General features: G+C 51.3%; 14 protein-coding genes. 1 reads left to right on the forward strand and 13 read right to left on the reverse strand.

Annotation, left to right across the window (positions count from 1 at the left end; all coding sequences use genetic code 11):
- Positions 1-26: 26 nt before the first annotated feature.
- The 10 genes from AWU77_RS04610 to AWU77_RS04655 form a co-directional block, all read right to left on the reverse strand.
- On the reverse strand, positions 27-3,197 hold the full coding sequence (locus AWU77_RS04610; protein ID WP_193747497.1) for a TonB-dependent receptor: 3,171 nt from the start codon (positions 3,195-3,197) through the stop codon (positions 27-29).
- Between the two features lie 210 nt (positions 3,198-3,407).
- Positions 3,408-4,706, reverse strand: a complete 1,299-nt coding sequence (locus AWU77_RS04615; protein WP_062059780.1) for an adenylosuccinate synthase — start codon at positions 4,704-4,706, stop codon at positions 3,408-3,410.
- A gap of 47 nt (positions 4,707-4,753) precedes the next feature.
- Positions 4,754-5,926, reverse strand: a complete 1,173-nt coding sequence (locus AWU77_RS04620; RefSeq protein ID WP_062059783.1) for an ATP phosphoribosyltransferase regulatory subunit — start codon at positions 5,924-5,926, stop codon at positions 4,754-4,756.
- A 197-nt stretch (positions 5,927-6,123) separates the two neighbouring features.
- A complete protein-coding gene (hflC, locus tag AWU77_RS04625) occupies positions 6,124-6,999 on the reverse strand; it encodes a protease modulator HflC (RefSeq protein WP_062059785.1) in 876 nt (291 codons plus the stop codon).
- Positions 6,999-8,129, reverse strand: a complete 1,131-nt coding sequence (hflK, locus tag AWU77_RS04630) for an FtsH protease activity modulator HflK (RefSeq protein ID WP_062059787.1) — start codon at positions 8,127-8,129, stop codon at positions 6,999-7,001. Before hflK ends, hflC begins: the two co-directional genes overlap by 1 nt.
- Positions 8,130-8,179: 50 nt before the next feature.
- Positions 8,180-9,514 (reverse strand): ribosome rescue GTPase HflX, encoded by a 1,335-nt coding sequence (gene hflX, locus AWU77_RS04635; protein WP_062059789.1) that lies wholly within the window; start codon positions 9,512-9,514, stop codon positions 8,180-8,182.
- Positions 9,515-9,549: 35 nt separating this feature from the next.
- The gene (gene hfq, locus AWU77_RS04640; protein ID WP_039912679.1) at positions 9,550-9,816 is read right to left on the reverse strand and encodes an RNA chaperone Hfq; all 267 of its coding nucleotides are present in this window, start codon (positions 9,814-9,816) and stop codon (positions 9,550-9,552) included.
- A 118-nt stretch (positions 9,817-9,934) separates the two neighbouring features.
- Positions 9,935-10,936 carry a tRNA (adenosine(37)-N6)-dimethylallyltransferase MiaA gene (gene miaA / locus AWU77_RS04645; protein ID WP_062059791.1) on the reverse strand — a complete coding sequence of 334 codons (1,002 nt, stop codon included), beginning with the start codon at positions 10,934-10,936 and terminating at the stop codon, positions 9,935-9,937.
- 3 nt (positions 10,937-10,939) lie between these two features.
- Positions 10,940-12,823, reverse strand: a complete 1,884-nt coding sequence (mutL, locus tag AWU77_RS04650) for a DNA mismatch repair endonuclease MutL (RefSeq protein WP_062059793.1) — start codon at positions 12,821-12,823, stop codon at positions 10,940-10,942.
- 23 nt (positions 12,824-12,846) lie between these two features.
- On the reverse strand, positions 12,847-14,484 hold the full coding sequence (locus AWU77_RS04655) for an N-acetylmuramoyl-L-alanine amidase (RefSeq protein ID WP_238582304.1): 1,638 nt from the start codon (positions 14,482-14,484) through the stop codon (positions 12,847-12,849).
- Between the two features lie 276 nt (positions 14,485-14,760).
- Between AWU77_RS04655 and traF the strand changes: the two genes are divergently transcribed.
- Positions 14,761-16,113, forward strand: a complete 1,353-nt coding sequence (gene traF, locus AWU77_RS04660) for a conjugal transfer protein TraF (protein WP_062059797.1) — start codon at positions 14,761-14,763, stop codon at positions 16,111-16,113.
- Positions 16,114-16,121: 8 nt separating this feature from the next.
- Here traF and AWU77_RS04665 read toward each other — a convergent pair whose 3' ends face one another.
- From AWU77_RS04665 to AWU77_RS04675, 3 genes are all read right to left on the reverse strand, one after another.
- Positions 16,122-18,353, reverse strand: coding sequence for a bifunctional diguanylate cyclase/phosphodiesterase (locus AWU77_RS04665; RefSeq protein WP_062059799.1), 2,232 nt, complete (start codon positions 18,351-18,353; stop codon positions 16,122-16,124).
- Positions 18,354-18,470: 117 nt separating this feature from the next.
- Positions 18,471-18,941, reverse strand: a complete 471-nt coding sequence (gene tsaE, locus AWU77_RS04670) for a tRNA (adenosine(37)-N6)-threonylcarbamoyltransferase complex ATPase subunit type 1 TsaE (protein WP_062059801.1) — start codon at positions 18,939-18,941, stop codon at positions 18,471-18,473.
- Between the two features lie 16 nt (positions 18,942-18,957).
- Positions 18,958-20,457, reverse strand: coding sequence for a bifunctional ADP-dependent NAD(P)H-hydrate dehydratase/NAD(P)H-hydrate epimerase (locus tag AWU77_RS04675; RefSeq protein WP_062059803.1), 1,500 nt, complete (start codon positions 20,455-20,457; stop codon positions 18,958-18,960).
- Positions 20,458-20,687: the final 230 nt, after the last annotated feature.

The following is a 20,687-nucleotide window of genomic DNA, read 5'->3' on the forward strand; positions in this document are numbered from 1 at the left end:
TAGCTCTCAACATCAACAATCCTGAATTAGAACTGACCCTTCAAGACAATTGAGAAACGACGATCATTGATAAAGTAGTTACGAGGAATAACCGAACCTTCTTGAGTAACTTGCATTTTGGTCCAAGTAACCTCATCCATCAAGTTCGAACCTTCCAAACCAATTTTGAAGTTGTCATTGATAGTATAGAAAATCGAGCCATCTAACTGACCAGACGCCTGAGCATAAATTGGCAGCTTAGTAATAACGTCACGTGTAGTTAACAAATAATCTGAGCGCCAGTTATAGGCCAAGCGAACAGATAAATCGTCTTTTTCATACATACCCACGATGTTATAGGTAGTTTCCGACATGCCTTGCAATGGCAAATCACTAAAGGCCGGAGTGAAGCCAGCATCAGCGCTACCCGGTGGATTTGCAGGGTCAATGTTGCTGTTTGGCGATGTACCACTTACATCCAACAGAGTTAAGTTCAATTGCAGACCTAAACCATCAAACGGTGCTGGCAACATATCATAAAACTGCTGATAACCCGCTTCAAAACCAGTAATAGAGGCATCAACATCTTTGTTAACCGGCAAATCCATCAATACGTTGCGAGTAACGCCATTGTTAGTTACTGTGGTTTCCACTGCTTCATTAGCAAAGAAGTTGCTCATGTCTTTGTAGAAAACACCAGCAAAGACAGAGCCAGCATCCGCAAAATACCATTCAACCGCAGCATCGTAATTAGTAGACTCCATTGGTTTTAGGTTGGGATTGCCTCCACTACCCTTGTACTCAAAGGTTACATTAGTTGGCGGTAAAGATTCACTAGGGCGAGTTAATGTAGGAGTTGCACTGATGGAGGTGTAATTACGCAAGTTACCGATATCAGCAAATGAAATAGCCTCCGAGACCGCAAAACGCGCTTGCACATCATCAGCTATTGAATAACGCAAGTTAAGACTAGGCAAGGCTTTAGTAAATGAAGCAGTAACTGTGCCGATGCTAAGGGCGCCATTGCTGAATTTTTGATCTTCTGCAAGTTGAGCCGTATTACAGCTTACACATTTCGCAATAGCATCGGATAGATTAGCATCCCACTTAGCAGGTAATGCGTTACCGCCAGTAGACTCCGTCTCAACTTTAACTAAACGCACTCCGACATTACCGGTCAAACGCTCTTCGCTATCTGCAAAATTAGCCTGCAGATAAATAGCTTGGTTGCGCTCAGTCGTATTGGTCAACTCGGCCAAAGTATAAAGGCCGCCATCGTGGGCGGCATCTCTGTAACCTGCCGGTTTATAACCAAACGGCCTAGTTGCCGCAAGAAAATTGTCGTAATTAGTAATTAGAGCCTCGGAGGCAGCCAAAAATTGCCCGCCCTCTACACCGCTCTTATTGCCCTTACGGAAATGGCCACCTGCATAACTAAACTGATCGAAAGCAATATTATGATCGTAAGAAACACCATTTTTGCTGTTACCGTCCCACGGAGTATTATCCTGTAAGCCAGTAAAATACTTGCGGCCATTCTTTGGTTCCTCCCCCGCCCAGTTCTCAGAGAGATTACCCCAATTGTATTGCGACCATTTAACGTCTTGCTGGCGCTCTGAGAAGCGGACACCAGCCTCAACAGATTGCAGCCAGCCATTATCAACTTGATATTCAGCATCTAACTTAATCGCAAACTCGTCGCCTTCGCTGTCTTCAAGGTGATCCATTGCTGAACGCCAATAATAGTTGGCAGGATCAGTAAAAAATGCCTCCGAGCTAACGCCAGCATCAGGTGAAGTCATAAACACAGTAGGACGATCAGAGGTGAAATCGAACTCAGTATTGGCACGCACACCGCTCTGGATACTCAGATCGATCGAATCAGTGGATGCTTTCACATACTGCACATCACCAGTCAACTTCAACTCATCTGACGGAGTGAACTCAAGACGGAACGAAAAGTCTTCAACCTTAGAATTGGTATCTGAAAAGCGTGAAGTGGTGGTGTAGGAGTCAACATTGTTGACTTCACCCTTAGTCACATAAAGCCCATTGGCTGAGAGATTGGAATAAGTGCCAATTTTATCGTCTGACTCTATGTTGTGCTCTAACCAATTGCGGCCAGAATCAGAGTAGACATATTCAACTGTAGCAAGCAATGTATCATCAGGATTGCGCCATTGCCCTACCAAGGATCCGCCATTACGCTCGCGTTCCTGAATTGCCGAGGTAATACGACCATTGATCGGAGCAAAACGTGTGATCGTTTGACCATCTACCATAACATTGGTGTTTTGAAATCTCTCTTCTGCTGTTAACTCTCCATTGCCATCAATGTTATTACCAACCTGTCCATAAGCAACCCCATCAGTGCGACTAGTTAACTCAGAGGTAGCCAAACTAATCAAGAAACCAAACTCCCCTGCATCGGTATCCCATCGATCACTGAACAAACCTGAGATGCTTGGCTTTGTCTCTTCAGACAAGTCGGCGTAGTTGGCTGCAGCGCTAAATGCTAACTGACGATCCGAAGAGTCGAACGGCTTACGGGTATTCAAATTAATTGTGCCGGAAATCCCGCCTTCAATCATTTTAGCGCTTTGACTTTTAAAGACTTCAACCTTCGCCATTAACTCTGGCGGAACATCTTGAAAGCTAAGGCCGCGACCGCTGTTAGCCGAAAAAGAGTCACGACCATTAAATTCACTGCGAGTTTGCGGCAGACCACGAAGAGTCACACCGCTACCTTCGATAGAAAAGTGGTCAGGGTCATTTCTACCAGCAAAACGCTCGATAGAAACACCAGGCACACGCTGCAGTGACTCGAGAACACTTTTATCAGGCAATGAACCAATGTCAGATGCAGAAATAGCATCAACAACAGTCGATGACTCACGTTTTATATCTTGTGCGTTTTGCAAGCTTGCACGCACACCGGTAACCAAAACCTCTTCGGTGGCACTGCTATTAGCTGGCGCATCTTGCGCGAAGGATGGTGCACCCATCGCCATAATGCAGACAGCCAACATAGATTTCTTGAACTTAGTAGCTTGTTGTGGATCTTTTTGATTCTTATGGAAAACCATAGCCAACCCCTTGTTTAATATTATGATCAGGTAATTTTTATCGTGTCTCGCATGCCCTGTCAGGCAATAAGGACTTATTGAGTTTGTATCAAGAGCCTCATTAGTCAAATCATCTTGCGTTGATGCAGACAAAAAACAGCAAGATAACCACATCCTAACCTGCAAACCACATTTGTGTCCATATGACTATAAGCCAAAAAGGCACATTTTTGATTGATTATTTTGCAAATTGACAGCGCTATCAATTGAGATGCCGCAAATCAATTATCTATGATTAATGGTTTTGCAAATAAAAAAGCCCACTTCGATGAGCGGGCCTTTAAATAACAGAAAAAATGATTTCTATGCCAAAAAAGGATGGCGCAACACTATAGTTTCAACTCGATCAGGGCCAGTCGAGACAATATCGATTGGCGCCTTAATCAGCACTTCCAAGCGGCTAATATAGGCGCGGGCGTTAGCAGGCAATTCAGCCAAAGTTTGAGCACCCACGGTAGATTCGCTCCAACCAGGCATTTCTTCATAGATTGGCTTGATACCAGCCCAGCCATCCGCATCGTATGGCATACCAACAATAGGATTGCCTTTGGCATCTTGATAGCCAACACAAATTTTCACGGTTTCCAAACCATCGAGCACATCAAGTTTGGTAAGGCAAATACCCGTAACACTGTTAATGCGATTAGCATGACGCACAGCAACCGCATCAAACCAACCACAGCGACGCTTGCGCCCGGTAGTGGCGCCAAACTCATGGCCTTTTTTGCCCAGATACTCACCAATCTCACAACCCAACTCAGTAGGAAACGGACCTGAACCAACACGGGTGGTGTAGGCTTTGGTGATACCGAGAACATAATCGAGATACAGCGGGCCGAAACCTGAACCCGTGGCGGTACCACCAGCGGTGGTATTGGACGAGGTCACAAAGGGATAGGTGCCATGATCGATGTCCAGTAGTGAACCTTGCGCACCTTCGAATAGAATACTTTCACCATTCTCACGTGCAGCATGAAGAAACTCAGTTACATCAGCCATCATCGGCAATAATTGCTCAGCCCAGAGTTTGCAATCAGCCATGACGGTATCGAAATCAACTGCTTCCACTTTGAAATAGTTGGTCAGTACAAAGTTGTGGTAGCTGAGAATCTCTTTGAGCTTAATAGCAAAGCTATTTAAATCAACCAAGTCACCCAAGCGCAAGCCGCGACGCGCAACCTTGTCTTCATAGGCTGGGCCAATACCGCGGCCAGTAGTGCCGATTTTCGCATCGCCACGCGCCAGTTCACGCGCCTGATCCAAGGCAACGTGATACGGCAAGATTAACGGACAAGCGGGCGACAGACGCAAATTTTTACGCACTGAAACACCGGTCTCCTCCAAGCCTTTGATTTCTTTGAGCAGAGCTTCAGGCGATAAGACCACACCATTACCAATCAGACAGGTAACGCCTTCGCGCAAAATGCCAGAGGGAATCAAGTGAAGTACGGTCTTTTTGCCATCGATCACCAAGGTGTGACCGGCATTGTGGCCGCCTTGAAAACGCGTCACCAGGGAGACCTGATCGGTCAACAAATCCACGATCTTGCCTTTACCTTCGTCACCCCATTGGGTGCCTAATACCACGACGTTCTTGCCCATGACTGGTTTAACTCTCTGTGCTGAATAAAAAAAGAAAATTGACGAATTTAAAGTGCTACGACCTGGTAGCGGCCATCAAATAACAGTAATTGGCGATCACAACCCAACTCGACAAGATTAGCGCCATGATTGACTGCGATAACCCGCTGACCTTGCTGACGCAGGGCTTGAATCATCTGCCACTGTTGCGCATCACCCGTTTCAATCACGGCGATGGCAGGAACACCAACTTTGGTGAGCAAACCCAATTTACTGATAGCGGTGATATCGACCGCAAAACCTGTGGCAGGACGGGCGCGCCCAAACACCTCGCCAATATGATCGTAACGACCACCGCTAGCGATAGGATTGCCATAGCCAGGTGCAAACGCGGCAAAAACCAAACCGGTTAAATAGTGATAACCGCGCAGCTCGCCCAAATCAAAATACAACTCAGCAGCGGGATAGCGCTGCTCGATAATACGCGCGACCTCATCCAACTGATCGACCGCCACTTGTGCAGCCTTTACGCCATTAAATAATTCGCGTGTTTTATGTAAGACTGTTTTATCGCCTGCCAAGGTTGGCAGCACTAAAAACAACTCGGCTTTGGCAGCTTCAGTAATATTGGTAGCAACCCAAGCGCGAATCTCGGTTGTCGCTTTGCGCTGCAACAACTCAAAAAAAGTATCTTCCTGGATTTTGCTCAAACCGGCATCTGCCGCAATCGCGCGATAAATTCCGACATGACCTAAATCGATATGCAAGCGAGGCAAACCCGCCACCTGCAAGGACTCTAACAAGAGTGAAACCACTTCGATATCCGCTACCACACCCGGCTCACCATAAAACTCAAGCCCAGCTTGAATAGGTGTGCGAGTTGCTAACGGATTTTTAGGCCGTGTGTGAACTACATGGCCGGCATAACACAGGCGATTGGCGCCGGTGTGATTAAAACTGTGGGCATCCATGCGCGCGGTCTGCGGGGTGATATCGGCACGAATGCCTAAGGTGCGACCACTCAATTGATCGGTCACCTTAAAAGTAAGCAAATCAACGTCGCGCCCCAGGCCGATAAGCAGTGAATCGGTATACTCCAGCAGCGGCGGGATAACCATGTCGTAGCCCCAAGTGCTGTACAAATCCAGCAAGCGGCGACGCAAACTATCTATGGCTTTGGCCTCGGCGGGGAGAATTTCCTCCACTCCGTCCGGTAATAGCCAACGATCAGCGTAGGTCATAAGCGACTCTAGTTAAATACAGGTTAGGTGCAGAGTTGAATGCGAATCAGGTAAGCACACATAAAAAAACCGAGCGCCTGGCTCGGTTGCGGCATTTTAACACTGTTTGGCGGGGGAATTGTAGGCCAATTACAACAAGTTAATCCCCCCAAAACCAAATCGCCCGCAGAGCGGGCGATTGGATAAAAAAACAAGGCCTAGTTTTTACCCTTGGGATCTTTCAAGTAGCGGAAAAAGTCGCTTTTGGGGTCAACCACCATCAAATCTTCTTTACCACTAAAACTCTGACGATAAGCATTCAGGCTGCGCACAAAACTATAGAACTCAGGGTCTTTGTTGTAGGCGCCAGCAAAAATAGCCGCCGCCTTGGCATCACCTTCACCGCGGATACGCTCTGCATCGCGATAGGCATTTGCCTCAAGAATAGAAACCTGCTTGTCGGCATCTGCACCAATCACTTCAGCCTGCTCTTTACCTTGCGAGCGATATTCACGCGCTTCTTTTTCGCGATCCGCCGCCATGCGCGCAAATACAGATTGACTGGCTTCAGCCGGGAAATCGATACGTTTTACCCGAATGTCTTTCACTTCAATACCGAGTAACTTTACCGCATCAACATTGATGCTGGCAGTGATTTCACTCATCAACTCGTCACGCTTACCCGAGACCACATCGTGCAAAGTGCGGCGACCAAACTGGTTACGAAGCCCATCCGCCACACGTTGTGACAAGCGGTTTTCAGCGATCATTTCATCGCCGCCGGTAGCTTTGTAGTAAGTCTCAACATCACTCACCTGCCATTTGATGAACGAGTCCACCATGATGCGTTTGTTCTCGACGGTAAAGAAACTTTCAGTGGCCATATCGGCAGTCAATAAACGCCCGTCAAACTTGCGCACTTTTTCTGCAAAAGGCAGCTTAAAGTGCAAGCCAGGTGGCACATCAGCCTTCACTAAACGACCAAACTGCAACACTACGGCGCGCTGATATTCAGTCACCACATACATCGAGTTCGAACCGACCACCAATGCGATCAATATAACAACGATGGAAACGATACCTTTCTTAGACATTAGCGCATCTCCCGACGAAGAAGGGGCTTGGTCGCGTCAGCTGGCTGCGCCGTGCGACTATTAAAATTCTCAGACTGAACTTGAGGTTCACTCGCCTGCGCGCGATTACCCATGCGATCCAAAGGCAAATAAAGCATGTTGTTACCACCAGCCACATCAACCATCACTTTGGATGAGTTCGCCATCACTGTTTCCATGGTTTCCAGATACAAACGCTGGCGCGTCACTTCAGGCGCACGCTTGTACTCAGCCAATAAGCTTTCAAAACGATCTGACTCACCCTCTGCCCGCGCAACTACTTCGGCGCGATAGGCTTCAGCCTCTTCGATCATACGCTGAGCGCGGCCGCGAGCCTCCGGGATAATGCCGTTGGCATAGGCTTGCGCCTGATTCTTAAAGCGCGCTTCATCTTCTTTTGCTCTGATCACATCATCAAATGCAGAGCGCACCTCTTCAGGAGGGCGAGCATCCTGGATGTTCACCGTATTCACCTGAATGCCAGCGGCATAAGCATCAAGATAAGCCTGCAGACGCAGTTTCACTTCTTCTGCGATCTTTTGACGCCCTTCCGATAACACCTGATTCAATTCACTGGAACCTATTACGTGACGCACCGCTGAATCCGTTGCATGACGCAGACTGGTCTCCGGATCACGTACATTCAATACAAATGCCCTGACATCAGAGACGTTGTACTGCACCGAAATCGGCAGTTCAACAATGCTTTCGTCTTCAGTCAGCATCAAACCACGAGACGGATACTGACGCTCGCCGGTGACGTTGACGATAACCACCTCGGTTATTAGAGGCGCATTCCAGTTCAAACCTTCCGTTTTGATTTCAGAAAAAGCGCCAAACTTAAGCACCACAGCGCGCTCTTTAGCATCGACTTGATAAACCCCGGCGCCAACATAAAACAAAGCGATAATAACGGCACCAATCGCAAATAAAGGCCCAAAGCTAGCACCACCAGATGATCTTCCACCACCTGAGCCGCCACCAAACATGCCGTTTAGCTTGTCTTGCAGTTTTTTAAATGCCTCATCAAGATCCGGCGGGCCATCGTTATTCTTGCCGCTGTCGCGCCCACCCCAAGGATCCTTATCTTTTCCCGGTTCATTCCAGGCCATAGTTTTTCTCCAGATAGAAAGTAAAGCTGTGTTGGGGATGAATCACGAATTTACAACTCCCGGGATAAATCATCGGGCTCGGGTAAACTTTGTTCATCCCAAATCAAATCCTCATACACCAAAGACGCAGCACTGAGAATTCGTAATAAATCACTTTTGGGCACACGAATCTGTAACAGACTGGCGCCATCATCACGGTAATGCTCCGCCACTACCGCCTGCTGGGTGTAGAGCATAGCGCGCAAACGCCCTTGTGTGGGCGCTAACACCAGACAACCATTCACCACTTCCTTGCCGAGCAGTTCAGAAATCGCCTGGGTCAGCAACTCGCAACCCAGATCAGCCTGCGCAGAGAGCCAGACAGCAACAGGTTTGCCGGTTGCATCGCGATCTATCTGTGGCTCAGCATCGGCAAGCAAATCTATTTTGTTATACACGCGAAGTTGGGGCAAATCGGCTGCGCCAATCTCTTCCAGCACCAACTCCACTTGCTCGGTATTGCGCATACGCTCTTCCGCTGCGGAATCTATCACATGCAAGAGTAAAGTTGAGTTACTTGCCTCCTCCAATGTCGCGCGAAACGCTTCCACTAACTTATGTGGCAGATGACTGATGAAACCTACAGTATCCGCCATAACGACGGCACCTATATCGGATAATTCAATCCGGCGCATAGTAGGATCGAGTGTGGCAAACAGTTTATCCACCGCATACACGTCTGATCCGGTAAGGCGATTAAACAATGTTGATTTACCGGCATTGGTATAACCCACCAAGGACACTGTCGGTATTGCAGCGCGCTGACGGGAGCGGCGCCCTTGATCGCGCTGGGAACGCACTTTTTCCAGGCGCTGCTCGATCATACTGATACGATTGCGCAGCAAACGCCGATCTGTCTCCAGCTGGGTTTCACCCGGGCCGCGCAAACCAATACCGCCCTTTTGCCGCTCAAGATGCGTCCAGCCGCGAATCAAGCGCGTTGCCGTATGGCGCAACTGCGCAAGCTCCACCTGCAACTTACCTTCAAAAGTGCGCGCGCGCTGGGCAAAAATATCCAGAATCAAACCAGTCCGGTCGAGTACGCGGCACTGTAGCACTTGCTCCAAATTGCGCTCTTGGCTGGGAGTCAATGTGTGATTAAAAATCACTAGCTCGGCTTTATGTTCAGCAACCAAATCGGCCAGCTCTTGTAGCTTGCCGGTACTGATAAGAAACTTGGCGGTGGGAGTAATGCGGGTACCGCCAGTAAGAAAGGCTACCGGATCGCCACCTGCGGACAATACCAGCTCTTCAAATTCGCGGGGGTCTTCGGCATCTTGGCCGTGAGATAAATTCAGGTGAACCAGCACTGCCAGTTCACCCGATTCAGGGCGATCAAAAAACAATTAGCGACCTCGAGATTGTATCAATGATTTGATAATTACTCGGCCTGCTCGTCTTCTTCGCCTTCGATACCACCTGCTTCGTTCAGCAGAGGTACGCGTACTGCGCGTGATGGAACTACAGTGGAGATTGCATGCTTGTAAACCATTTGGCTTACAGTGTTTTTCAACAGCACGACAAACTGATCAAATGACTCAACCTGGCCTTGTAACTTAATGCCATTTACCAAATAAATGGACACAGGCACGCGCTCTTTACGCAGAACGTTCAGGTAAGGGTCTTGTAAGCTATGCCCTTTTGACATGTTTATCTCCTAGGGACAATAAAAATTATAGTAATTACCCACCCAAAACACCTAGTACATCGAGTAAGGAGGAGGTGGAAGAAAGCATGAAAATCTGACTAGGGTTCTCACGTAGGCATTATATGGCTGCGGAGCCTATAAAATTCAAGGCGCAACGCACAATTTCTTCCTTTGTGAGTGAAATTCCCTGTTCAGTCTCAGTGTATACCCAGTGTAGTTCACTATTTGATGTTGTCGACCAGCCGCGCAACCAAGTGAATTGTCGCTTAGCTAATTGACGTGTGGCGATAATTCCGCGCTCGCTCATTTCACTGTAGCTCAAACAGCCCTCGAGATAATCCCACACTTGGCGATAACCCACTGCGCGAATTGCAGGCAAATCCGGATGTAAATCACCGCGCTCATACAAGCCTTTCACCTCATCAACCAATCCGCTACCGAGCATTTTTTCAAAACGTGTAGCGATACGCTGATGCAGAACAGAACGATCGCGCGGCGCTATGGCCAATTGGCACACATTGTAGCGCTCGCAAAATGATGGCGCGGAGGATGATTGATGCTGAACTTGTCGCAATTGCGCCATAGTTTTACCGCTTACACGATACACTTCCAATGCGCGACTCACCCGTTGCGAGTGATTGGGATGGATCTCTGCCGCAGTCTCTGGATCAACCAATGTGAGCTGCGCATGAATATGCGGCCAACCAAACTCTTCTGCCTCGCGCTCAATTTGCGCGCGCACTTCTGCATCTGCCGCAGGCATTTCGGCCAAACCATCGAGCAGCGCGCGAAAATAGAGCATAGTGCCACCCACCAGCAGCGGAATTCTCCCCTGCGCATGAATCGCTTGAATTTCGCGCTCGGCATCCGCTAAAAAATCGGCGACTGAATAAGGCTCAGCGGGATCGCGAATATCAATCAGGCGATGCGGCGCCAACGCCTGCTCTTGCGCAGAGGGTTTGGCCGAGCCCACATCCATACCGCGATAAACCAACGCGGAATCCACGCTGATTAACTCCACCGGCAAATGTTGGCGCAGCGCAATCGCGAGATCGGTTTTGCCGGAGGCGGTTGGCCCCATTAAAAAAATCACCGGCAATTTGTTTGCTGTTGCACTCATTGGCTATTGCCCACGCATAAACATTTTGTCGAGATCATCGAGCGATTGCAGCAGCCAGGTGGGGCGGCCGTGATTGCACTGACCGCTGCGTTCAGTTGCTTCCATATCGCGCAGCAATGCATTCATTTCAGGAATGGTTAATTTGCGATTGGCACGCACCGAACCGTGACAGGCCATGGTGCCGAGAATTTCGTTGATGTGATGCTGGATGCGCTCACTGCTGCCGTGTTCGATTAAATCGGACAATACATCGCGCACCAACTGCTCTACTTTGGCGCGATTCAAAATCACCGGCAGTTGGCGGATGAGTAATGTCTCTGGCCCGGCGCGCTGCAATTCAAAACCGAGCGATTTAAAAATATCGTGAAAGTTTTCAGCGCAATCCGCTTCTTTTTCACTGACGGCAATACTCTCTGGCACCAACAGCGGTTGGGTTTGAATGCCGCCGCAGGCAAAGGATTCTTTCATGCGCTCGTAGGTGATGCGCTCGTGCGCCGCGTGCATATCCACCACAATTAAGCCCTGCGCATTTTCCGCCAGAATATAAATGCCTTTGAGTTGCGCGATGGCATATCCCAACGGTGGGATTTCTTCGTCAGCCGTCTCGGGCAAACTATAGGTTGCCGCCGTGTTTGCAGGGCGATGCAGTTCACCATAAGCGCCCATCTGTTCCCGCACATCAGCAGGAGAAATCGCTGCAGGTTGATAACTCGCCGGGTAGTTATTGCTTGCCGATGCAGCGCGAAAACCCATCGTCTCCTGGCCCTTAAATTCACCAGCGGCAAGACCTTGAATGGGGCGCGCCGATGAAAGCGCAAACGGATTTACACCGGGAGTTTCATCGGCGCCTTCACCCAATTCGCGTTTTGCCAGCGTATCTTCCGGGCGCACTTTGGCGAGTGCGCGATGCAAACTTGAATAAATAAAATCGTGCACGCTGCGATTATCGCGAAAGCGCACTTCGTGTTTGGTGGGATGCACATTCACATCCACCGTCGATGGATCCAATTCCAGATACAACACAAATGCGGGATGACGGCCGGGATATAAAACATCCTGATAGGCCTGACGCACTGCGTGGCTGACCAGCTTGTCGCGAATCGCGCGGCCATTGACAAAAAAGTGTTGCAGGTCGGCCTGACTGCGGGAAAAGGTCGGCAGCGCAACCCAGCCCCACAGACGCAAAGAACCTCGCTCTATATCGATATGCACCGCGTTTTCCATAAACGCTGGGCCACAGACTTGCGCCACGCGGCGCTCCTGCTCCAATTGCGAATCGCCCGCGCGCCAGGAATAAATCGCGCGGTTGTTGTGGCGCAAATTAAATGCGACATCAAAGCGCGAAAGCGCCAAGCGTTTTACAACATCTTCAAGGTGAGTGTATTCGGTTTTATCGGTGCGCAAAAATTTGCGGCGTGCAGGGGTATTAAAAAATAAATCGCGCACTTCAACCGTGGTGCCGCGCGGATGGGGCGCTGGCGACAACTGGGTTTCCATATCGCGCCCTTCGGCCACCACTTGCCAGCCGGCACTGTCTTCGTTGGTGCTGCTGATTAAGGCCAGACGCGCGACCGAGCTGATACTCGCCAGCGCTTCGCCGCGAAAACCCAAGGTTGCCACGGCTTCGAGATCATCCAATTCGTAGATTTTACTGGTGGCATGACGACTGAGTGCAAGCGGCAAATCGTCTTTATCGATACCACCGCCGTTGTCGCGCACGCGCATGAGTTTAATTCCGCCTTCCTCGACATCAATCTCCAAGCGCGTTGCGCCTGCATCGAGCGAATTTTCCAACAGTTCTTTGATGACAGACGATGGCCGCTCCACCACTTCACCTGCGGCAATTTGGTTCGCGAGGCGCGGGCTGAGTAATTTAATTTTTCTCATGGGATGCAAATCACGTGAAGATATCAGGATGTCGGAATTTTAAGCGTCTGACCAATTTTTACCGTGGCGTTTTTCATGTTGTTGTGGCGCTGGATGGCGGCAATGCTCACCCCATAGCGCGAGGCAATGCGGGAGAGAGTATCACCTGCTACCACTTTGTGCTGGCGCGGCGCGGCGGGCGGTGGCGTGTAACTCGGGCGCGCGACTGGCTGGCTGGCAACGGCGGTACCGCCAGCGGGGATTTTTAACGTCTGCCCTAAATTCACCGTGGTACCGCGCAGATTGTTGTGCAGCATCAAGCTCTGCATAGAAACGCCATAGCGCGCCGCAATGCCGGACAAACTATCGCCCCGCGCTACGGTATGCTGCCGCTCAAAATCTTTCAGCGCACCAGATTCCAATTGCGCAGCCACATAGGTTCCCGCAGGTGGGTGCTGATAAAAATGCTGTTTGATACCCTTGAAGACCGATTGCGCCATTTGTTTGCGATATGCCGGGGTCGCCAACTTGCGCGCCTCATCCGGGTTGGAAATAAAACCCGTCTCAACCAGAATGGAGGGAACATCCGGCGACTTAAGCACCATAAAACCTGCCTGCTCTACATGGCGTTTATGCAAATGTGCAAGGCCGCCCATGGAGCTCAGTACGTGATGCCCCACCTGCAAACTGGAGTTGAGTGTTGCGGTCATCGACAAATCTACCAGCACACCGGCGAGCACCTGATCTTTATCGCCGAGACTGATATCACCCACACCGCCAATCAAATCCGACTCGTTTTCGCGCTGCGCTAAAAACCGCGCGGTTTCCGACGTCGCACCATTTTGCGAAAGCGCAAATACCGAAGCGCCGCGCGCACTGGCTTTGGTAAAGGCGTCGGCGTGGATGGAGACAAACAAATCCGCTTTCATATTGCGCGCCAAGTCGCGACGTTTTTTAAGCGGGATAAAATAATCGCCAGTGCGGGTTAACTTGCCGGTAAAGCCCGGCTGCGCATTTATCGCAGCAACCAACTCTTTGGCGATCGCGAGGGTAACTTCTTTTTCGCGCAGACGATTCGGCCCCATGGCGCCCGGGTCTTCACCGCCGTGCCCGGCATCCACTGCGATCACAATAAAACGTTTGCCGCTGAGATCGGCACTGGCGGTAGTAACAGGAGCGGGAGCAGGAGCACTCACTGCGGGTTTGTCTTGCACCGCGACAGATTTAGTGGTGGGCGGAATTGATGGCGCTGCAGTCGCAACAGTGGTCGAATTTGCCGGCGTGACCTCATCGTACAAATCGATCACCAAACGGTCGTGCATGCCAGCGTGGGCCTTGAGCGCAAAACTGTTGGGCGCGACCTTGGCTTTTAAATCCAGCACTAGACGCAAATCTGTTTTGTTGTGCACGTAGCTGCGGATCACCATCACCGGAGTATCGGCGAGCGGCAGCTTGGCGAGATCACCCAGCAATTTACTGTTGGGCACATCGAGAATGATACGGTCGGGGTTACCGGCAAGGGTGAGGCTGTGCTGCACTGGAGCATCCAAGTCTAACACTATGCGGGTGTGATCGGGAGCGCGCCAAACACGCACACCATTGACGTTAGCCGACTGGGCGGCTTGAGCAACCAACAATACGCCCAAGCAGCAAATAGCACTCAGCCAGCGAAAACAAACCATAGACGATCTCATTAACTTCAATAACAAACTGATTCTAATTAGAGGGTGAAGGCTAAATACCCTTGCGCAGGTGCTGCAAATAAGAGCACGCAAGTGCGCACAAGTTCGCACTCTACCGCAAAACCCCGTTTTCGCTCTAGCACAATCGCCAAGGCGATCACTTAGCAACCTGGAAAAACAGCACAGTTTTCCCCCGATTCTGTGAACCAGACACGACTATACTCACCGCTGTATCTGCATCATAACCACCACAAAAAAACTTACCGGTGCTCACCTATGCCATCAGCCAGCCGTACCAACTTGTTGCCCTATTCGTTTGCCGCACTTGGCTTAACTCTGGTGAGCATGCCCAGCTTGGCGATCAGCTATGGCATTTACGATTCCCGCGCACTCGCCATGGGCGGCTCTGCCACCGCCATCGGCAGCCATGCACAGGCGGCGTTTTACAACCCGGCGCTACTGGCATTTCACGATAAAGAAGAGGAAGAAGGTCGCGATGGCCGAGTCTATTTGCCCAATTTAGTGCTGCAGGTATCCGACGCCACGGAAGCGGCAATCAATGCCATTGACGATGAACTGGACACCCAGCTCAGCGGCGCAATTAACCGATTTAATGCTGCGCCCAGCCTCGACAGTGCCGGGCAAGTCGCCAGCGCAGCGCAGGACCTCAACGATGCGCTGGATGATATAGCCAACCAAGAGCTGAAGATCGACAGTTTTATTGGTTTCAACATTAGCGAGCCCAGCAACCGCGAAGGTGGGGCATTTTATTTTGGCGCGCGCCTGATCGGCGGCGGCCTTGCCAATGTCAGCGAAGCCGATAGCGCCCTGCTCAAGGACTATATCGAGTCCATGAACAAAGTCGCCGCCGGAGTTGACCCTGCCACTGTCGCCGCAGAATATCCGCAACTGATCAACACCAACGGCCAGTTGATCGACCCAACCCGCACCCTCACCTCCAATGCCGATATCAGCGCGCTCGCCATTAGCGAATGGGGCATGGCGATGGCCAAACAATTTGAGTGGGGCGATTATGGCCTCGCTATCGGCATCACCCCCAAACTGATGCGAGTCGATGCCTTCCGCGATACCGCCGACTTTAATGACAGCCTGGGCTCTGCCGATGAAGGCGTTGATAAATTTTCGGACACCCAAGCAACCCATATCACGCTCAATGCCGACTTCGGTTTAGCGGCCACCATCAAAGAACACTACCGCGTTAGCCTCACACTTAAAGATGCGTTTGAAAAAAGTTTCACCACCACCCAAGCGCCAGATCCTCTCACCGGAGAAGAAGCGCCTGAACTCAGGGTTACACTCAGTTCGCGCGCGCGCCTCGGTGTGGGTTATGTGACTGAGAACTTCAGTGTGGGCGTAGATTACGATTTAGACCAAGCCACCCCCATGGCCAATGAAGCGGGCACACAAGAGTTAAGCCTGGGCGCAGAATATGTTCTGTTTGATGCACTCGCCCTGCGCGCCGGATATCGCCAAGACCAAACCGGCCTGCGCGACAATTTAATCAGCGGTGGCGTGGGTTATCAGTGGAGGCGTTTTGTGATGGATATCGCCTATGCCAGCGGTGGCGATTATCGCGGCGGCGGCTTGCAGTTGGGCTGGACGTTTTAGTACCCCAGCTAACCTTTCATGAACTGGCTGATATCAAATGTTTGCGCTGCATGGGCGCACATAAACTCAATAAACTCGGCCTCGGGTAATGGGCGGGCGATGACATAACCTTGAGCTATATCACAGCCATCTTTTTTCAGCATTTGCAACGTTTGATCATCTTCCACACCTTCCGCGACAGTCACTAGCCCAAGCTCCCGCGCCATTAAAATGGTTGAGCGAACTATGCTGTGATTGCGCGGATTATCGAGCATATCGCCGACAAAACTGCGGTCGATTTTTAGTTCGCGAATGGGAAACAAACTTAAATAGGAAAGCGACGAATAACCCGTACCAAAATCATCGACCGAGGCGTAAATACCTCGCTCACTCAACTCACCCAAGACTTGCTGTACGCGCTGCGGATCGGATGCCACCGAGGTCTCGGTCAGCTCCAGTTTGATATCGCTGGGCAGCCCCTGATAGCGCACCAGTGTCTGGCTCACAATTTCCGCCAGATTGGTTTCAATTAAATCGTAGGCGGCGATATTAATGCTGATGCAGCAGGGCAAATAACGTTTGCGCAATAGAACCGCTACACGCACTGCCTCATCGATCATCTGCTCGGTCACCTGCTCGATCAAACCGGAATTTTCCAGCAGCGGAATAAATACGTTGGGTGGCACCAAGCCCAACCGCGGATGCTGCCAGCGCACCAGCACTTCAGCTGAGGTAATTTTGCCAGAGCGCAAATCCAACTGCGGTTGGAACACCGGGAAGATACCCTGCACATTGCCATCGATAAAAATGGAAATAATATCCAGATCGACCCTGCTGGGTTCCATCGCCGCTTCATAGGCGAGCCAGCGACGATGACGCACTTCGCTCATCGCCAAAGCGGTCTCCGCATGACGCATTAATTTTCCCGCTGAGCGACCATGCTGCGGCCAATAGGCAGAGCCGCCGACAAACTGCGAACTCAGCCCCGGATCAGACTCTGCCATGGCGCTACTTAAATGCTCGAACAGCGCCAGCGCATTGCCTTTATTCAGAAACAACGCAAATACACCGCGCCCCAGATAAGAACAAAATGCATCCTCCAACTTGATGAGATGACTGGCCAACGCGCTCACAATCATCTCCGCCCGCGAAAAACCGAAGGTGCGCACAATCACATCCAGATCGACCAGCTTGAGCACTAAAATTTCTTTTTCTTGTTTGACCGGTTGCTGATGGGAGTGAAAATAATCATCCAACTGGTCAATAAAATAAGGCAGCTTGGCCAAGCCGGTTTGCGCATCAAACTGCGCAGCTCGGCGCAGCTCCTGCTCTGCGCTCTCGCGTTGCACCAGCGCCTCGCTCAACTCGTGAGTGCGCATTTCAACCTTGCGTTTTAAGCTCCAATACCAACTGCCACCCAGTGCAAGTAAAGCCAGTAACAAGGCAAAGCCAGTAGAGAAAAAACTCAGCCAGCGATTATTGCGCTGCGCTGGCTCCAACTCGTTGTGCCACTTTTGATAGAGAGTTTGATACTGACCATTGGCGATGGTGGCACTCAAAGAATCCTGCAACCACTCGGCCAATTCTGGTTTATTTTTATTGACCGCAAATGCGTAACCGCGCGACCAAAACGGTGGCCCCATTCGCTCCAACTTCCATTCGTGCTGGCGCAACAAACTTTCAGCCGCCAAGCTGGCAAGCACGGCGTAATCCGCCTTACCCTGCAACACCGCCTCTATCGCCGTAAGCGTATTGGAGGTAAGCACCAAGTTAGGTTTATTAACTAAATGACGTAATTGTTGATGGGCGAAGGACTCTTCTTCCAAGGCTACAGTTTTATCAACAAGGCCATCTATTGATGAAACCCGCATCGCGCTGGGCAACGCATAAATCGCATGGGAGGAATAGAGGTAGGCTTGAGTAAAAATAAATTTTCGCGAGCGCTCCAGCGAATAATACATAGGTACTACATCTAAACGCCCCTGCTCCAGCGCATGTACTGTATCCGGCCAATTGCCTAGTTGATGCACCGCTTTACTACCGCCGATGCGCGCCACTTCGCGCGCCAATTCGATGTTAAAACCTTTGATTTGATTTTTTTCCAACCACTCAAGCGGCGGATAGGCGAGATCACCGCCAAACAAAATTTGCGCGGGTGGCTCATAAGCGGAAACGGAACGCGGCAGACACACACCTAAAAAACACAAACACACCAGCAATTGCTGGCAACTGCGCGCCAAAAAGAAATGACTCAGGCACATCCTTAAACACCCAAAAAAATGGCGACCAACCACTGCTTCGCCGAAAGATCCATTAAGCCTAGGGCATGAATGGGGTTTTCACCAACAAAGCAGCAACACAAGGGCGGGATAACAAAATCAGGTAGGAGGGAGCAGCGCCGCGAGTGCCGCACTATCTGTGCGCAAGTTAAGACTGCGCCCGTCACCGGCAACACTGATAGCAACTACCAGATCCGGCACCGGCAATACACCTTCACCGCGCGCGGGCCATTCAATCAAGCACAAGGTGTTAGCGGAAAAATAATCGCGGATACCCATGTACTCCAACTCTTCCGGATCGCCGAGGCGATAGAGATCGAAGTGATACACAGTGCGCGCCGCAAATTCATAGGCTTCAACCAGCGTATAAGTCGGGCTTTTTACCGCACCGGCATGGCCAAATGCGCGCAAGATCCCGCGGGTGAGCGTGGTTTTACCGGCGCCCAGATCCCCCAGTAAATGCACAGTGAGTGCACTGGGATATTGCGCAAATACACGCCCCAGTTGTTCACCCAGAGCGACCATTGCGGCCTCGTTGTCAGCAATGTAAACGGCTTGATGAGTAGGCATTTGCTAACCTCGCAAGCTAGAGCAATTGGCCAAGGTAGGGGATTAAATCAGTCGCCAGTAAACTGCGCTGGCCAAGATCTTCCGCCGCCAGATCCGCCGCGCAAGCGTGCACCACTGCCCCCAAACGCGCTGCATCGTGGCTACTCAGCCCCTGGGCGATTAAGGCCCCCACAATGCCAGACAGCACATCGCCCATGCCGCCGCTGGCCATACCGGGATTGCCATCAGTCACCACACCGATAACACCATCATTCGCTGCCACCAAACTGCCGGCACCTTTTAAAATCACACTGGCGTTATAGCGCGCGCTAAGCGCCCGCACTGCGGCAAAGCGGTCTGCCTGCACTTCGGCGGTGGTGATGCCCAACAAACGCGCCGCCTCAGCGGGGTGCGGGGTGAGCAGCCAAGGGCGATGTTGTTGCTGCGCCGCGGCAGGTACCACACGGCCTTCCGCGAGAATATTCAGCGCATCGGCGTCCAGCACCAGCGGCAAGCCGGATTTGATTGCCTGTTGCAGCATTTGCTCTGACCAAGGCGTGCGGCCAAGGCCGGGGCCAACTACCAGCAGTGTCGGCTGTGCTAACAATGGCTCCAACTCCTGCCCCGAAACAACACCGCAAGCCATCACCTCTGGGCGGCGTGCAAGAATTGCCGCCACATGCTCCGGGCGTGTCGCCACACTGACTTTACCAGCGCCAGAGCGCGCTGCCGCTTCAGCGGCCATCAGCGCGGCACCGCCGTAACCTGTATCGCCACCAATCACCATCACATGGCCAAAATCGCCTTTGTGCGCATCGGCAGCGCGTGCGGGCAGCAGGTCAATTAGGGTATTAAGGGATAGACGTTCAACATCGGATGTGATCGCATCATAAGTAACAGCGGGGACATCCAGATTAGCAAGGACTAACTCACCAGTCAGCGCAGCACCGCGCCCGGTAAGTAAACCGCGTTTGATGGCGATAAAAGTAATGGTCAATTTCGCTGCAACCGCTACACCGGCAACCGCGCCGGTATCGGCATTCAGGCCAGAGGGAATATCCAGCGCGAGCACCGGCAAACAGCTGTGATTGATCTGCTCGATCGCCGCAGCAAACTCGCCTGAGGGTGCACCGCGCAAGCCTATGCCCAGCAGCGCATCCACAATCACACCGCTCGTGGGCGCAGCCGCTTGCACAAAAGGCACCATGGCCACGCCCTCTTGCAGGGCAAAATCGTAAGCTTGGCGCGCTTCGCCGCTGAGTTTGTCCGGCGCGGTCAACTGAATCACTTGCACCGGCAACAAACGCTGCGCCGCCAGCGCTGCGAGCACATAACCGTCGCCGCCGTTATTGCCGGCACCGCAGTAAATACTGATCAACTCCGGCGCAGGAAAGCGCTCAAGCAGCAGCTCAAACGCTGCCCGCCCCGCCCGTTTCATCAACTGAATCGCGGGAATACCACCGGCTATAGCGGCTGCATCCAACGCATAAACGTCATTGGCGGTGTACAAAATAGGAGATGAAGCGGTAATTTTCATGAGTTGCGACCATTAGGGGCAGGAATGGGGCGCGATTATACGCAACTTGCCCAAGTGCCGCTAAGGCTTCGCCATATGGGTTAAGAAGGGCTTCGCCGTATTGGTCAGCAGCGGCTTCGCCGGAATGGCAGAGAAAATGCAGCAGCCTCTGCCAAGTTGACTATATTGAACAAGTGTTTTTATTGATTAGAACATCCCAACTCTGCTTTGGAACCACATGTCTGAATTTA

The organism is Cellvibrio sp. OA-2007 (assembly GCF_000953825.1).
Lineage (GTDB): Bacteria > Pseudomonadota > Gammaproteobacteria > Pseudomonadales > Cellvibrionaceae > Cellvibrio.

Bases quoted from the DNA above. Each gene is read 5' to 3' on its own strand.
- traF (WP_062059797.1), top strand. From the start codon at position 14,761: ATGCCATCAGCCAGCCGTACCAACTTGTTGCCCTATTCGTTTGCCGCA.
- hflK (WP_062059787.1), bottom strand. From the start codon at position 8,129: ATGGCCTGGAATGAACCGGGAAAAGATAAGGATCCTTGGGGTGGGCGC.
- AWU77_RS04615 (WP_062059780.1), bottom strand. From the start codon at position 4,706: ATGGGCAAGAACGTCGTGGTATTAGGCACCCAATGGGGTGACGAAGGT.
- AWU77_RS04665 (WP_062059799.1), bottom strand. From the start codon at position 18,353: ATGTGCCTGAGTCATTTCTTTTTGGCGCGCAGTTGCCAGCAATTGCTG.
- AWU77_RS04655 (WP_238582304.1), bottom strand. From the start codon at position 14,484: ATGGTTTGTTTTCGCTGGCTGAGTGCTATTTGCTGCTTGGGCGTATTG.
- hfq (WP_039912679.1), bottom strand. From the start codon at position 9,816: ATGTCAAAAGGGCATAGCTTACAAGACCCTTACCTGAACGTTCTGCGT.
- mutL (WP_062059793.1), bottom strand. From the start codon at position 12,823: ATGAGAAAAATTAAATTACTCAGCCCGCGCCTCGCGAACCAAATTGCC.
- AWU77_RS04620 (WP_062059783.1), bottom strand. From the start codon at position 5,926: ATGACCTACGCTGATCGTTGGCTATTACCGGACGGAGTGGAGGAAATT.
- tsaE (WP_062059801.1), bottom strand. From the start codon at position 18,941: ATGCCTACTCATCAAGCCGTTTACATTGCTGACAACGAGGCCGCAATG.
- AWU77_RS04675 (WP_062059803.1), bottom strand. From the start codon at position 20,457: ATGAAAATTACCGCTTCATCTCCTATTTTGTACACCGCCAATGACGTT.
- miaA (WP_062059791.1), bottom strand. From the start codon at position 10,936: ATGAGTGCAACAGCAAACAAATTGCCGGTGATTTTTTTAATGGGGCCA.
- hflC (WP_062059785.1), bottom strand. From the start codon at position 6,999: ATGTCTAAGAAAGGTATCGTTTCCATCGTTGTTATATTGATCGCATTG.